General features: G+C 76.5%; 13 protein-coding genes. 7 read left to right on the top strand and 6 right to left on the bottom strand.

Going from position 1 to position 13,751, the window contains the following annotated elements; genetic code table 11:
- Positions 1 to 162 precede the first annotated feature (162 nt).
- Positions 163 to 1,152 carry an NAD-dependent epimerase/dehydratase family protein gene (locus AC5K6T_RS12775; protein WP_493208545.1) on the bottom strand — a complete coding sequence of 330 codons (990 nt, stop codon included), beginning with the start codon at positions 1,150 to 1,152 and terminating at the stop codon, positions 163 to 165.
- Positions 1,153 to 1,372: 220 nt separating this feature from the next.
- Between AC5K6T_RS12775 and AC5K6T_RS12770 the strand changes: the two genes are divergently transcribed.
- Both AC5K6T_RS12770 and AC5K6T_RS12765 read left to right on the top strand, forming a co-directional pair.
- The gene (locus AC5K6T_RS12770; RefSeq protein ID WP_493208543.1) at positions 1,373 to 2,797 is read left to right on the top strand and encodes an amidase; all 1,425 of its coding nucleotides are present in this window, start codon (positions 1,373 to 1,375) and stop codon (positions 2,795 to 2,797) included.
- A gap of 169 nt (positions 2,798 to 2,966) precedes the next feature.
- Positions 2,967 to 3,413 (top strand): type II toxin-antitoxin system PemK/MazF family toxin, encoded by a 447-nt coding sequence (locus AC5K6T_RS12765; RefSeq protein ID WP_493208541.1) that lies wholly within the window; start codon positions 2,967 to 2,969, stop codon positions 3,411 to 3,413.
- A 52-nt stretch (positions 3,414 to 3,465) separates the two neighbouring features.
- On the opposite strand, the gene AC5K6T_RS12760 is transcribed toward AC5K6T_RS12765, so the two are convergent.
- Positions 3,466 to 4,359, bottom strand: a complete 894-nt coding sequence (locus tag AC5K6T_RS12760) for a TIGR02452 family protein (protein WP_493208539.1) — start codon at positions 4,357 to 4,359, stop codon at positions 3,466 to 3,468.
- A gap of 358 nt (positions 4,360 to 4,717) precedes the next feature.
- Between AC5K6T_RS12760 and egtA the strand changes: the two genes are divergently transcribed.
- From egtA to egtD, 4 genes are read left to right on the top strand one after another with little or no spacing between them, the layout of a single operon-like run.
- Positions 4,718 to 6,070: an ergothioneine biosynthesis glutamate--cysteine ligase EgtA gene (egtA, locus tag AC5K6T_RS12755; protein ID WP_493208538.1), complete on the top strand. Its 1,353-nt coding sequence runs from the start codon at positions 4,718 to 4,720 to the stop codon at positions 6,068 to 6,070.
- Entirely contained in the window at positions 6,067 to 7,386 is a 1,320-nt protein-coding gene (egtB, locus tag AC5K6T_RS12750; protein ID WP_493208536.1) for an ergothioneine biosynthesis protein EgtB, read from the top strand. Before egtA ends, egtB begins: the two co-directional genes overlap by 4 nt.
- Positions 7,386 to 8,177: an ergothioneine biosynthesis protein EgtC gene (egtC, locus tag AC5K6T_RS12745; RefSeq protein ID WP_493208534.1), complete on the top strand. Its 792-nt coding sequence runs from the start codon at positions 7,386 to 7,388 to the stop codon at positions 8,175 to 8,177. The genes egtB and egtC overlap by 1 nt, the downstream gene beginning before the upstream one ends.
- A complete protein-coding gene (egtD, locus tag AC5K6T_RS12740) occupies positions 8,174 to 9,145 on the top strand; it encodes an L-histidine N(alpha)-methyltransferase (protein ID WP_493208533.1) in 972 nt (323 codons plus the stop codon). Before egtC ends, egtD begins: the two co-directional genes overlap by 4 nt.
- A 569-nt stretch (positions 9,146 to 9,714) precedes the next feature.
- On the opposite strand, the gene AC5K6T_RS12735 is transcribed toward egtD, so the two are convergent.
- Positions 9,715 to 10,974 (bottom strand): extracellular solute-binding protein, encoded by a 1,260-nt coding sequence (locus tag AC5K6T_RS12735; protein WP_493208532.1) that lies wholly within the window; start codon positions 10,972 to 10,974, stop codon positions 9,715 to 9,717.
- Positions 10,975 to 11,189: 215 nt separating this feature from the next.
- On the opposite strand from AC5K6T_RS12735, the gene AC5K6T_RS12730 reads away from it, so the two are divergent.
- On the top strand, positions 11,190 to 11,405 hold the full coding sequence (locus tag AC5K6T_RS12730) for a dodecin (RefSeq protein ID WP_493208530.1): 216 nt from the start codon (positions 11,190 to 11,192) through the stop codon (positions 11,403 to 11,405).
- A 142-nt stretch (positions 11,406 to 11,547) separates the two neighbouring features.
- Here AC5K6T_RS12730 and AC5K6T_RS12725 read toward each other — a convergent pair whose 3' ends face one another.
- The 3 genes from AC5K6T_RS12725 to AC5K6T_RS12715 are packed head-to-tail and all read right to left on the bottom strand — an operon-like array spanning position 11,548 to position 13,700.
- Positions 11,548 to 12,039: a phosphatase domain-containing protein gene (locus AC5K6T_RS12725; RefSeq protein WP_493208529.1), complete on the bottom strand. Its 492-nt coding sequence runs from the start codon at positions 12,037 to 12,039 to the stop codon at positions 11,548 to 11,550.
- Positions 12,040 to 12,048: 9 nt separating this feature from the next.
- Entirely contained in the window at positions 12,049 to 12,927 is an 879-nt protein-coding gene (locus AC5K6T_RS12720; protein WP_493208527.1) for a lysophospholipid acyltransferase family protein, read from the bottom strand.
- Positions 12,927 to 13,700 carry a GNAT family N-acetyltransferase gene (locus AC5K6T_RS12715; RefSeq protein ID WP_493208525.1) on the bottom strand — a complete coding sequence of 258 codons (774 nt, stop codon included), beginning with the start codon at positions 13,698 to 13,700 and terminating at the stop codon, positions 12,927 to 12,929. Before AC5K6T_RS12715 ends, AC5K6T_RS12720 begins: the two co-directional genes overlap by 1 nt.
- Positions 13,701 to 13,751 lie beyond the last annotated feature (51 nt).

The following is a 13,751-nucleotide window of genomic DNA, read 5'->3' as shown; positions in this document are numbered from 1 at the left end:
CGCACCGGTCGGATCCTTGCCCGGCGGGGTACCCGCCGGGCAGGCACATGCCGGCCGGACACGGCCGGCGGCGCCCCGGAGCCGCCGGGGCGCCGCGCGCCGGCCCGGTCTCCGGCCGCCCCGCCGGCGGCGGCGGCGCCGCGCGGACCCGCCCGTCAGGGCCTACGAGTCGCGGGCGAACTCCCGCATCCCCGCGGCGAAGGCGACCTCCGGCTTCCAGCCGAGCTCGTCCCTCAGGCGGGCCGAGTCGGCGGTGATGTGGCGGACGTCGCCGAGCCGGTACTCGCCGGTGACCAGGGGCGCGGGCCCGCCGTGCGCGGCGGCCAGCGCCTCGGCCATCTCGCCGACGGTGTGCGGGTCGCCGCTGCCGGTGTTGTAGGCGGTCAGCACGCCGGGGGCGGTCTCCGCCTCCAGTGCCAGGGCGTTGGCCTCCGCGACGTCCCTGACATGGACGAAGTCCCGCCGCTGCCGCCCGTCCTCGAAGACCCTCGGTGCCTCGCCCCGGGCCAGCGCCGAGCGGAAGAAGGAGGCGACTCCCGCGTACGGGGTGTTCCGCGGCATCCGCGGCCCGTACACGTTGTGGTAGCGCAGGGACACGGCCGTGCCGCCGGTGCAGCGGGCCCAGGCGGCGGCCAGGTGCTCCTGGGCGAGCTTGGTGGTGGCGTAGACGTTCCTCGGGTCGGCCGGGGCGTCCTCACCGACCAGGCCGGGGGTGAGCGGTGCGCCGCAGGCGGGGCAGGGCGGCTCGAACCGGCCCGCGTCCAGGTCGGCCACCGCTCGCGGGCCGGGCCGCACCACGCCGTGCCGGGAGCAGGCGTAGCGCCCCTCCCCGTAGACCACCATCGAGCCGGCCAGCACCAGCCGCCGCACCCCGGCCTCGGCCGCCGCGGCGATCAGCACCGCCGTACCGAGGTCGTTGCAGGCGACGTACGCGGCCGCGTCGGACACGCCGTCGCCCAGGCCGACCATGGCGGCCTGGTGGCACACGGCGTCGACGCCGGACAGGGCGCGGGCGACCGCGTCCGGGTCGCGCACGTCGTCGCCGGGCCGTTCCCGGACGTCGTACACGACCGCCTCGTGCCCGCGGCGCCGCAGCGCCTGGACGACATGGGACCCGATGAACCCGGCACCGCCGGTGACCAGCACTCGCATGCCGTCACCCTAGGCGGCCGGGCGCCGTTCCCCGCGTGTCCCGCCGCACGTGTCACGGGTCCGTAAGGCCTCGCCGGGCGGGCCGCGCCAGCGGGGTCCGGGGCGGATCCGCGCCCGCGCCGCCGGCGGAACCGGCGGCGGGTTCTGCGCCGAGGCCGTTCCGCGCAGACCCGACGGAGGTTACCGTTCGGTAGGACGACTGCTCCCGGAGGTGTCCCGTATGACGCTCGACCGTTCCGCAGGCCTGGCGGAGACCGCCCGCGCCCTGGCCGAGGGGGAGGTGACGTCCCGGGCGCTGGTGGAACGGACGCTGGCCCGGATCGAGGCGACGCAGGGGCCGCTGAACGCCTTCCGGGTGGTGCGGGCCGAGGCCGCTCTCGCCGAGGCCGACGCGGCGGACCAGGAGTTGGCGCGCGGAGTGCGCAGGCCGCTGCTCGGGGTGCCGGTGGCGGTCAAGGACGACATGGACGTGGCCGGGGAGCCCACCGCGTTCGGCTGCGCCGGGGAGTTCCCGCCGGCCGCGGAGGACGGGGAGGCGGTGCGGCGGCTGCGCGCCTCGGGGGCCGTCGTCGTCGGCAAGACCAACACGTGCGAGCTGGGACAGTGGCCGTTCACCGAGGGGCCCGCGTTCGGGGCGACCCGCAATCCGTGGAACCGGGCCCACACACCGGGCGGTTCGTCCGGCGGGTCGGCGGCCGCGGTCGCCGCCGGCCTGGTGCCCGCCGCGCTCGGCTCGGACGGCGCCGGCTCGGTGCGCATCCCCGCCGCCTGGACCCATCTGGTCGGGATCAAGCCGCAGCGCGGGCGGATCTCCACCTGGCCGCGCGGCGAGGCGTTCCAGGGCATCACCGTCAACGGCACGCTCGCCCGCACGGTCGCCGACGCGGCCCTGCTGCTGGACGCCACGGGCGGCAACCACGCCCTCGACCCGCACCGGCCCGTGCCGGTGGACGCGTCGGCGGCGGCCGGCCGCGACCCCGGACGGCTGCGCATCGCCCTCTCCCTCAAGCCCCCGTTCACCGCACTGCCCGCCCGGCTCGATGCGCGCATCCGCGCCCGGGTCGTCGAACTCGCCGAAAGGCTGGCCGCGCTGGGGCACACGGTGGAGGAGGCCGACCCGCCCTACGGGCAGATCGGGCTGACGTTCGTGCCCCGGGCCACGGCCGGCGTGGCCGAGTACGTGCGCCAGGTGCCGTCCCCGGCGCTGCTGGACCCGCGGACCCGGGAGGCCGCCCGGCTGGGCCGGCTGCTCGCCGGGGCCCCGCTCCGGGTGGCCCGCCGCGCGGAGGGCGCGCTGCACCGCCGGATCGGCGCGTTCTTCACCACGTACGACGTGGTCCTCGCCCCGACGACGGCCGCTCCCCCGCCCCGGATCGGCGCCCTCGCCGGTCTCGGCGGTTTCGCCACCGACCGCGCGATGATCGCCGCCTGCCCGTACGCCTGGCCGTGGAACGTGCTCGGCTGGCCCGGGGTGAACGTCCCGGCCGGGTTCGTCGCCGACGGGCTCCCGGTCGGCGCCCAGTTGCTCGGCCCCGCCGCGAGCGAACCCCTGCTGGTCTCACTCGCCGCCCAGTTGGAGGCGGACCTGCGCTGGCACGAGCGGGTGCCGCCGGCCCCGGAGGCCCCGTCGTCGGCCGTGCGGTAGTGCTGCGGCCCCGACGTGCTGCGGCCCCGACCTCCGTGCGGCGTACGGGACTTGGGGCGGTGACCGGCCCGGCCGCGGTGCCTCCTGGCGGGCCCGGGACGGTGCGGTCCGGTCCCCCGCCGCCCCGCCCGGCCGCGGCCCGCCCGGGCGGACCCCTTAGGGTGCCCCCGTGACCGTGTCTACCGATGAGAACGCGCCGGGCCGCTCCGGGCCCCACGCCACCACCGAGGCCGACCCGCGCGAGGTCGGCCGTGTGCGCACCGAGTACTCCCCCGTGCACGACGGCGACCCCGACCCCGGCGAGATCGTCTGGACCTGGGTGCCGTACGAGGAGAACGACGGGCGGGGCAAGGACCGGCCCGTGCTGGTCGTCGCGCGCGAGGAGGCGGGCACGCTGCTGGCGGTGCAGCTCTCCAGCAGGCCGCACCCGGGTGAGCCCGACTGGGTGCCGATCGCCGACGGCCCCTGGGACCGCTCGGGCCGCGACTCCTGGGTGGCCGTCGACCGTGTGCTGCGCCTCCACGAGCAGGGCATGCGGCGCGAGGCCTGCGCGCTCGACCGGATGCGGTTCGACCTGGTGCGCCGGCGGCTGCGGGAGCGCTACGGCTGGACCTGAGCCGCGCGGCACCGGACCCCGCCGGGCCGGCGGACACGCTCCCGGCCGCCGGTCAGGCGAACGTACGCTCGAACGCGGCCCGGACCGTGGCGCCCCGGGTGCGGTCCAGCACACCGAACACCACGTGCTCGAAGCGGCCGGCGAACCGCCCGCCCGGCCCCAGCAGGGCGTGGAAGGCGGCCGCCACCTGCCCGGGGTCGTTGCGGAACACCCCGCATCCCCAGGCTCCCAGGACCAGGCCGCGGTAGCCCTCGGCCGCGGCCGTCTCCAGGACGCGCTCGGCACGGGTGCGCAGGGCGCCCGCGAGGCCGGCGGCCCGGTCCGGCGCGGTGCGCAGGACGACGCCCGCGTTGGGCGCGGCGGCGGTGAGGAACCCGGCCCGGAAGGGCTCGTCGAGCAGGTCGCCGCCGTCGGTGCGGAACACCGGCACGGCGGGCGAATGGATCACACGGTCCGTGTAGAACGGGTCGCGGTCGGCGCGGTGGTGCGCGTAGAAGCCGGGCACCGCGCACAGGCAGTGGTACAGGGCGGAGGCCCGGCACAGGGCCTCCTCCTGGGCCTGGGCGCCGTTGCGGAAGCCGCCGCCGGGGTTCCGGGCCGAGGCGAAGTTGAGCACCGCCACCACCCGGCCACCGCTCCCCTCACCGCTCCCCTCACCGGACCGCCCGCCGCCCGCACCCGCGAGGCCGCCGACCAGCCGGCGGGCCGCCTGAAGGCTGCTCTCCCCGGTGACCTCGACGGTCCCGGCCAGGGCGTCGGCCGCGTCGGCGGGCGGTACGGGCACGGGACCGGGCCCGTACATGCGGGTGCCCGCGCGGGCCGCCTCGACGGCCGCCCCGATGGCGATCTCGCGTCCGTCCCGGCCGCGGTACGCCCCGGCCGCGACGATCTCCTCCGTCTGCTGCGCAAGGGCACGCAGCCGCGCGCCCTCCCCCGTGGTGCTCATGCAGCGATCCTGAGCCATCCTGGACACGCGGGCAAAGGGTTTTCGGATCGCGGCCGCCCGCGGACGACCACGCGCGCGGACGCGTGCCGAACAACAACCGGGAAGCAACCGGGAATCAACCGGGAAGCCGCCGGGAACCAGCCGGGAGAGAGCCGGGCCACCCGCGCCCTCCCGGGCCCCGGACCACGTCAGGAGAGCCGCCGCGCCCTCCCGGAATCGGAGGTTCATCGTCCAGCACGTCCCGATCGGCGCCCTTGTGGAATCCGGCACGGGCGGCTTTCGTGGGACGGGTGATGCCGGCCGGGGGCCTCAAGGGGACCGGGCCGGCACCGAACGGGAATCTCAGGAGGACCCTGACGTGTCCGCATCGGTAGACGACAGCTCGGTGGGCGAACGCGGCGACGGTACGACGGACGGCCGTACCGCGATCACCGAGGCCGAGGTCGAGGCGCTCGTCCACGGCATCTGCTTCAAGACCGGGCCGCCCCGCACCGTCGGGGTGGAACTGGAGTGGCTGGTCCACGAGCCGCTCCGGCCGCGACAGCCCGTGGCACCCGAACGGCTCACCGCGGTCTACACCGCACTGCGCGCCGTGCCCCTGCACTCGGCGCTCACCGTGGAACCCGGCGGCCAGCTGGAGCTGAGCTCGCCGCCCGCCGCGTCCCTGACGGACGTGGTCGCCCTGGTCTCGGCCGACCTCACCGCCGTACGGGCGGTGCTGCGCGAGGACGGCCTCGCACTCCTCGGGACGGGCCAGGAGCCGTGGCATCCGCCCCGCCGCTATCTGCACTCCCCGCGCTACGACGCGATGGAGGCGTGCCTGGACCGCACCGGGCCGGCCGGCCGCGCCATGATGTGCGCGTCGGCGTCCGTGCAGGTCTGTCTCGACGCCGGGCACGCGGAACCCGGACCGCTCGGGCTCGGCCGGCGCTGGTGGCTCGCCCACCAGCTGGGCGCGGTCCTGGTGGCCGCCTTCGCCCACTCCCCGCTGGCCGCGGGACAGGTCACCGGATGGCGCTCCACCCGGCAGCTGAACTGGGCCCGGATCGGCCCCGGCCGCGCGGGCGCGCCCGCGCTGGACGGTGATCCGCGCGGGGCGTGGGCACGCCACGTGCTGGACGCGCCGGTGATGTGCGTCCGCAGCGAGGAGGGCCCCTGGCAGGTGCCCGAGGGGCTCACCTTCCGGGAGTGGACCCGGACCCGGCGGCCCCGGCCGCCCACCCGGGAGGACCTCGACTACCACATCACGACGCTGTTCCCGCCGGTCCGGCCGCGCGGGCACCTGGAGCTGCGCATGATCGACGCACAGCCGGGCGAGGACGGCTGGATCGTGCCGCTGGCGGTGACGACGGCGCTGTTCGACGACCCACAGGCCGCGGAGACCGCCTACCGCGCGGTCAAGCCGCTCGCCGAGCGGTCGCGGTCGCGGCCCGCGCCGCACAACCCGCTCTGGCTGGACGCGGCCCGGCACGCACTGAGCGACCCCGAGCTGCGCGAGGTGGCCGAGGCCTGCTTCGCGGCGGCGCTGGACGCGCTGCCCCGGCTCGGCGCCGGCCCGCAGCTCACCGCCGCCGTCGCGGCGTACGCCGACCGCCATGTGGCCCGGGGCCGCTGCCCCGCCGACGACCTGCTCGACCGCGTCCACGGCGCCCGCCTCTCCCCCGCCGCCGGAAAGAGGCCCGTCCCGCACGGGAAGGACATCCCCGCATGACCACCGAGCCCGCCCACGACACCGAGGCCGTCCGCGCGCGGGCGCTGTCCTCGCTGACCACCGCCCGGGCCCGCACCACGCTGCTGACCGGCTGCGTCGAGGACCCGGACCTGACCGCCCAGCACTCGCCCCTGATGTCGCCGCTGGTCTGGGACCTGGCGCACATCGGCAACCAGGAGGAGCAGTGGCTGCTGCGGGCCGTCGCCGGGCAGGAGGCGATACGACCGGAGATCGACAGCCTCTACGACGCGTTCGAGCACCCGCGCGCCGAGCGGCCCCGGCTGCCCCTGCTGCCGCCCGACGAGGCCCGCAGGTACGCCGCCGACGTCCGCGGACGCGTCCTGGACCTGCTGGAGGGCGCCGCCCTGCACGGCACCCGGCTGACCGAGGCCGGGTTCGCCTACGGAATGATCGCCCAGCACGAACAGCAGCACGACGAGACCATGCTGATCACCCATCAGCTGCGGACCGGGCCGCAGGCGCTGACCGCCCCCGACCCGGAGCCCGCCCCCCTGTTCACCGGTCCGCCCGAAGTGCTCGTGCCCGGCGGCCCGTTCACCATGGGCACCAGCACCGAGCCGTGGGCGCTGGACAACGAGCGGCCCGCGCACCGGCAGCGGACCGCGCCGTTCTGGATCGACACAACGCCGGTCACCAACCGTGCCTACCAGGCGTTCATCGAGGACGGCGGCTACCGGCGGGAGCGCTGGTGGACGGCCGAGGGCTGGGCGCACGTGCAGCGCACCTCCCTGCACGCGCCGCTGTACTGGCGCCGCGAGGGCGGGCAGTGGCTGCGCCGCCGGTTCGGCGTGACCGAGGTGGTGCCGCCCGAGGAGCCGGTGCTGCACGTGTGCTGGTACGAGGCCGACGCCTACGCCCGCTGGGCCGGGCGACGGCTGCCCACCGAGACCGAGTGGGAGAAGGCGGCGCGCTTCGACCCGGCGTCCGGCCGCTCCCGGCGCTACCCGTGGGGCGACGCCGACCCGGGCCCCGAGCACGCCAACCTGGGCCAGCGCCATCTGCGTCCGGCGCCGGCCGGCAGCTACCCGGCGGGGGCGTCGCCGCTCGGGGTGCGGCAGCTGATCGGGGACGTGTGGGAGTGGACGGCGAGCGACTTCCTGCCCTACCCCGGGTTCACGGCGTTCCCGTACAAGGAGTACTCGGAGGTGTTCTTCGGCCCCGAGCACAAGGTGCTGCGCGGCGGCTCGTTCGCCGTGGACCGGGTCGCCTGCCGGGGCACGTTCCGCAACTGGGACTACCCGGTCCGCCGGCAGATCTTCTCCGGGTTCCGCACCGCCCGCTCGGAGGACGTCTGATGTGCCGGCACCTGGCCTACCTGGGCCCCGAGACACCGCTCGGCCGACTGCTGTACGAGCCGCCGCACGCGCTGTACCGGCAGTCCTGGGCACCCAGGCGGCAGCGGTACGGCACCGTCAACGCCGACGGCTTCGGGGTCGGCTGGTACGCGCCGGGCGACCCGGTACCGGCCCGCTACCGCCGCGCCGGGCCGATCTGGGCCGACGGCGGCATCACCGACCTGGCCCGGGTGGTGCGCACCACGGCGCTGGTCGCCGCGGTGCGCGACGCGACCGTGCCGAGCCCCGACGGGGAGGCCGCGGCGGCGCCGTTCGCCGCGGAGCGCTGGCTGTTCAGCCACAACGGCGCCGTCGCCGGCTGGCCGGAGTCCGTGGCCCCGCTCGCCGCCGGCCTGCCGCCCGCGGAACTGCTGCGGCTGGCCGCGCGCACCGACTCGGCGCTGGTCTGGGCGCTCGTACTGGCCCGGCTGCGGGCCGGCGACGACCCGGGCCGGGCGCTCGCCGAGACCGTCCCCGAGGTGGCGGCCGCCGCTCCCGGCTCCCGCCTGAACCTGCTCCTGTCCGACGGCGCCACCGTCGCCGCGACCGCCTGGGGCGACACCCTGTGGTACCGCGCGGAGCCCGGCCACGGCACGGTCGTGGCCTCGGAGCCGTACGACGACGACCCGCTGTGGCGGGAGGTTCCCGACCGCACCCTGCTCGTGGCGAACCGCACCGACCTGCGGCTGTCCCCGCTCAAGGAACCGAGCGACGCCTCGGCACCCGCATCCCCCAAGGAGTACCGTCCGTGAGCCCGTTCCTTCTCACCCGCACCCTGCCCGAGGACGCCATGGACGCGGCACTGCGCGCCGACGTCCGGCACGGACTGGGCGCACACCCCAAGACACTGCCGCCCAAGTGGTTCTACGACGCCCGCGGCAGCGACCTGTTCGAAGAGATCACCGAGCTGCCCGAGTACTACCCGACCCGCGCCGAGCGGGAGATCCTGCTCACCCGGTCCGGTGAGATCGCCGCCGCGCTGCCCGCCCGGACGCTGGTCGAGCTGGGCTCGGGCTCCTCGGACAAGACCCGGCACCTGCTGGGCGCCCTGGAGTCGCTCGGCTCGCTGGAGACGTACGTCCCCGTCGACGTCAGCGAGAGCGCCCTGGCCCAGGCCGGCCGGGTGCTCGTGGGGGAGTTCCCGGGTCTGCACGTGCACGGGCTCATCGCCGACTTCACGGCCGGGCTGAGCCTGCCGGACACCCCCGGACCGCGGCTGCTGGCCTTCCTCGGCGGCACCGTCGGCAACCTGCTGCCCGCCGAACGCGCCGGCTTCCTGGCGTCCGTACGGGCACTGCTCTCCCCCGGTGACGCGCTGCTGCTCGGCACGGACCTGGTGAAGGACGAGCAGGTGCTGGTCCGGGCGTACGACGACGCGGCCGGGGTGACGGCGGCGTTCAACAAGAACGTGCTGACCGTCGTCAACCGGGAGCTGGGCGCCGACTTCGACCCGGCCGCGTTCCGGCACGTGGCGCTCTGGGACCCCGAGCGCGAGTGGATCGAGATGCGGCTGCGCTCCGCCACGGAACAGACCGTGAAGATCCCCGCGCTGGACCTCGCGGTCGACTTCGCGGCGGGTGAGGAGCTGCGCACCGAGGTGTCGGCGAAGTTCCGCCGGGAGGGGGTGCGGGCCGAACTCGCCGCGGCCGGGCTGGAGCTGAGCCACTGGTGGACGGACTCCGAGGGGCGGTTCGCGCTGTCGCTGAGCACGGTGAGGTGACGCTCCGCTTGCCGGGCGGTCTCCTCGGGGGGTGCCCGGCGGGCGGCGTGTCCGGGGGTGCGGGGCGCTCCGCGCCGGTCGGCCGGGGCGCCGTCGTGGCTGGGCGCGCCGTTCCCCGCGCCCCCGAGCAGGGCACCCCCGCCAAGGCGCCGCGAACAGGGCCGGCCTCACCCGGCACGGCAGCGCCCGTGGGTGGCCGGGAACGCCGCCCGGCCGTCCGCGGCGCCGTCGTGGCTGGGCGCGCCGTTCCCCGCGCCCCTGACGGAGGTGTTCCGGCACAGCGGGCCTCGCCCGGCGGGCGGCGCGCCTGAGAGTGGCGCGCCGCCCGGCCGACCGCGGCGCCGTCGTGGCTGGGCGCGCCGTTCCCCGCACCCCCGAGCAGGGCACCCCCCGCCAACACGTCCCGGACGGGGCCGGCTTCACCCGGCACGGCAGCGCCCGTGGGGGGCCGGGAACGCCGCCCGGCCGACCGCGGCGCCGTCGTGGCTGGGCGCGCAGTTCCCCGCGCCCCCGAGCAGGGCACCCCCCGCCAGCACGTCCCGGACGGGGCCGGCTTCGGCTGGTGGGGGCTAGCCGAGGGACAGGCGGTCGGTGATGGCCTTCGAGGCGCGGCGGGCCTCGGTCGCGGGGTCGGCGCCGTTGAGGACCTTGGTCATGTAGGGCTTGATGGGGTTCTCCGCCTCCACCGCGGCCCAGTCGGGCGTGGCGGGGGTGGCGCGGCCCTGCGCCGCGCCGGCCGCCATGGCGGCGGCTCCCTCCTCGCCCGCCACCGCGTCGGCGAGGGTGGTCTTGTTGGGCACGTAGTTCATGGTGCGGGCCAGGTCGGTGTTCCACTTGGACCCGGCCAGCGCCTCCACCACGTCGATCGCCGCGTCGCGGTCGTCGGTGTTCCGGGGGATGACGAGGTCGGAGCCGCCGGTGAAGACCGCGCCGGGCGCCTCGGCGGTGCGGCCGGGGACGGGGAAGTAGCCGAGCTGGTCCTTGAGTCCGGGGTTGTCGCGCAGGATCGCCTGGGCGAGGCCGGGGACGCCCACGATCTGCGCGATACCGCCCTTGGCGAACTCACCGGCCTGCGACGGGTGTTCCTCGTCGGCGTCGACCGGTCCGTCGCCCAGTGCCTGCAGGCGGCGGTAGAAGTCCATGCCGCGCAGCGCCTCCGGGCTGTCCAGCGCACCGCTCCAGGTGCCGCCGGCGGAGTCGGCGAGGTCGCCGCCCTCCTCCCAGATGAAGCCGGCGAGGGTGTACCAGTCCTGGCCCGCGAGGTAGATGCCCTGGTCGCCGTCGGAGTCCAGCTTCTCGGTGATCTCCAGCCACGCGTCGCGGGTCCTGGGTGGGGCGGTGACACCGGCCTGCTCGAAGAGGTCCTTGCGGTAGATGACCACCCGGTTGGCCGCGTACCAGGGGATGCCGTACTGGTGGCCGCGGAGCTTGCCGGGCTCGGCGAGTCCGGGCAGCCAGTCCGCGCCGCCCCAGTCGCGGACCGACTCCAGCGTCAGGTCCACCAGCCCGCCCCCCTCGACGTACTGCGGCACCTGGGTGTTGCCGACCTCGATGACGTCGGGCCCGTCCTCGGTGCCGTCGCCGCGCGCCGCCAGGGCCGCCTGGACCTTCGGGCCGATGCCGGTCCATTCCTGGATGCGGATGTCGAGGTCGACGCCGGAGTGGGTGCGCTCGTAGTCCTCGGTGAAGCGGTGCAGGAACTCGCCGGAGGCACTGCCCTTCATCAGCCACACGGTGACGGTCTGCCGTTCGGTGCTGCCCGGGAGCAGGCCGCAGCCCCCCACGAGGGAGGCGGACACACAGACGAGGGCGATAAGGCGGCGTTTCACGGGGTCGGTCCTGTTCTGCCTGGCGGAAAGCGGCGGGGACCCGACGTGGGGGGACGGGCCGGAAAGCGCCCGTACGGGTGAAGCAGGATTTTGGTATGGACCAATGCGAAGGTCAAGGGGCGGGCGCCGAGATCTCGCGCCCCGCCGCACCCTGGGGCACGGTGGAGTGACGCGCGCCACACGCGGCGCCGCCGTCGGGCAGGAGGAGCACCCGCATGTCGAACCACACCTATCGCGTCACCGAGATCGTCGGCACCTCGCCCGAGGGCGTCGACCAGGCCGTCCGCAACGGCATCAGCCGCGCCTCACAGACCCTGCGGAATCTGGACTGGTTCGAGGTGACACAGGTCAGGGGCCAGATCGAGAACGGCGAGATCGCGCACTGGCAGGTCGGCCTGAAGGTCGGCTTCCGCCTGGACGAGTCGGACTGAGCGGGCGGCACCACGGACCGGGCGGCACCCCGGAGCAGGCGGTGTCCCGGAGCAGGCGGTGTCCCGCCGCCTCTCCGCGGAGCGTGTCCCGCCACGGGCCCGCCCCGGGCCCCCGCGTCCCCGGGCGCCGGGGAACCGCCCGTCAGGTCCGCCCCTCGCGCTCCTGGGCCGCGGCCAGTTCCTCCGAAGGGCTGCCCCAGGTGGCCCGTACCACGCGGAAACCCGCCCGCTCCGCGTCCGCGCACACCAGTTCGTCGTCGTCCACCAGCACCGCCACCTCCCGGGTGCGGGCGAGCCGGCGCAGCACCTCCAGCTTGGTTCGCCGGGCGGGCCGCCGGTCGGCGTTGCCGCGCATGAGGACCCGCCCCTCGGGCAGGCCGTGCGCGGTGAGCCAGTCCAGCGTGTCACGGCGGCAGCGCTCGGGCCGTCCGGTGAGGTAGACGACCTCGCACGTCCCGGCGCGCTCCCGCGCCAGGGCCACCCCCTGCGCCAGTGGCGGGTCCTGGGGCGCGGCGGCGAAGAACGCGTCCCAGTCACGCGGCCGGCTCTCCAGGAAGCGCCGGCGGTGGGCGGTGCCGGCGAGGGTGTTGTCCAGGTCGAACACGGCGAGCTGCCGTCGGGCGTCGGTGGTCACACGGTCAGCCTAGGGTCTCTGCCGCCCGCCCCGGGCCGTCCGGGTGGCGGGCCGCGCCCCGGGACGGCCCGGCGCGGTCACGAGGGCCGCATGCGTCCAGTCGGGGCCGCCGCCGACGGTGCCGCGCTCGGCGGCCCGGGCCAGCGCGCGGCGGTCCCGGTGAGCGGCGGGCGCGATGGCCGGCCGCACCTCGACCTCGGCGGTCAGCCGCCGGGCCGTGACCACCCGCCAGACGGACGTGAGCAGGGAGTCGTCGCCGACGAACGCGGGCAGCGTGGTGGCCGAGCCGTCGCCGAGCCGGTAGCGGATCCGCACCGGCTGGACGGGCACGCCCGCGTCCAGCGCGGCCTGGAACACCGCGCGGCGGAACCGGCCCTGGGCGCGTCCGCACCAGGTGCTGCCCTCGGGGAAGACACCGACGGCGGCCCCGGAGCGCAGGGTGTCCGCGAGGTGCGCGACCGTCTCCGGCAGCGCCCGCAGCCGGTCCCGGTCGATGAACACCGCGCCGCCGCGCGCGGCCAGCGGCCCCGCCACCGGCCAGTGCCGTATCTCCTTCTTGGCCAGCATCCGGGCCGGCCGTACGGCGGCCAGCAGCGGGATGTCCAGCCAGGAGATGTGGTTGGCGACCAGGAGCAGCCCGCCGGCGGCGGGCGCGTCGCCGGTCGTCCGCACCCGTACCCCCGCCGCGCGGACGATCCACCGGCACCAGCGCCGCACCAGCCGGGCCGGGACGCGTCCGCCGAGCGGGGACAGCGCGATCCCGGCGAGGAGCAGCGCGACGACCGCCGCCAGCCGCAGCACGCCGCGCGCCAGGGCCGCCGCGGACGCCCCGGCCGGCTCCACGCACGCCCGCGAGGTGCAGGGCGCGCTGGGCAGCCAGACGCTCATCAGGCCGGGACGAGCGAGAGGAAGTGCTTCAGGTAGCGGGCGTCGACGCGGCGCATCGACAGCAGCACACAGAGGTCCGCGACCCCGAAGTCCTCGTCGTGGGCGGGCTCTCCGCACACCCAGGCGCCCAGCCGGAGGTAGCCCCGCAGCAGCGGCGGCAGTTCGGTGCGGCCGGCGGGCCGGGCCACGCCCTCGGCGCTCCAGGGCCGCAGCGGCGTCACCCGGAACTCCTCCGGCGCGAGGTGCCTGGCCTGCACCCGGTCCCAGGTGGCGGCCGCGGAACCGCCTCCGTCGGCGAGCGGCAGGGAGCAGCAGCCGGCGAGCCACTCGTGGCCGCCGTCCACCATGTAGCGGGCGATGCCGGCCCAGATCAGGCCGATGACGGTGCCGTCGCGGTGGTCGGGGTGCACGCAGGAGCGGCCGACCTCGACCAGTCCGGGGCGGACGCCGTCCAGCCGGGACAGCTCGAACTCGCCTTCGGAGTAGAGCCGTCCGGCGAGCGCGGCCCGCTCGGGGGGCAGCAGCCGGTAGGTGCCGACGACCTGGCCGGTGAGGGTGTCCCGGACCAGCAGGTGATCGCAGTAGGCGTCGAAGCCGTCCACGTCGAGCCCCGGCTGGGCGGTGACCAGGCGGGCCCCCATCTCCCCGGCGAAGACCTCGTACCGCAGCCGCTGTGCGGCGCGCACGTCGTTCTCGTCGCGGGCGAGGGTGACGGTGTAGCGGGCGGGCGCCGCCGGCTGCCGGGGGCGGTCGAGGGTGGTGACAGCGGACATGGCTCTCTCCTGGGCACGGGCCGGTGGAGCGGGGCTGGGGACACCCCTGTT

It is taken from the genome of Streptomyces sp. B8-7, from assembly GCF_058833805.1.
The sequence above is the reverse complement of the archived record's forward strand: the minus strand, read 5'-3'. Positions and strand labels throughout refer to the sequence as shown.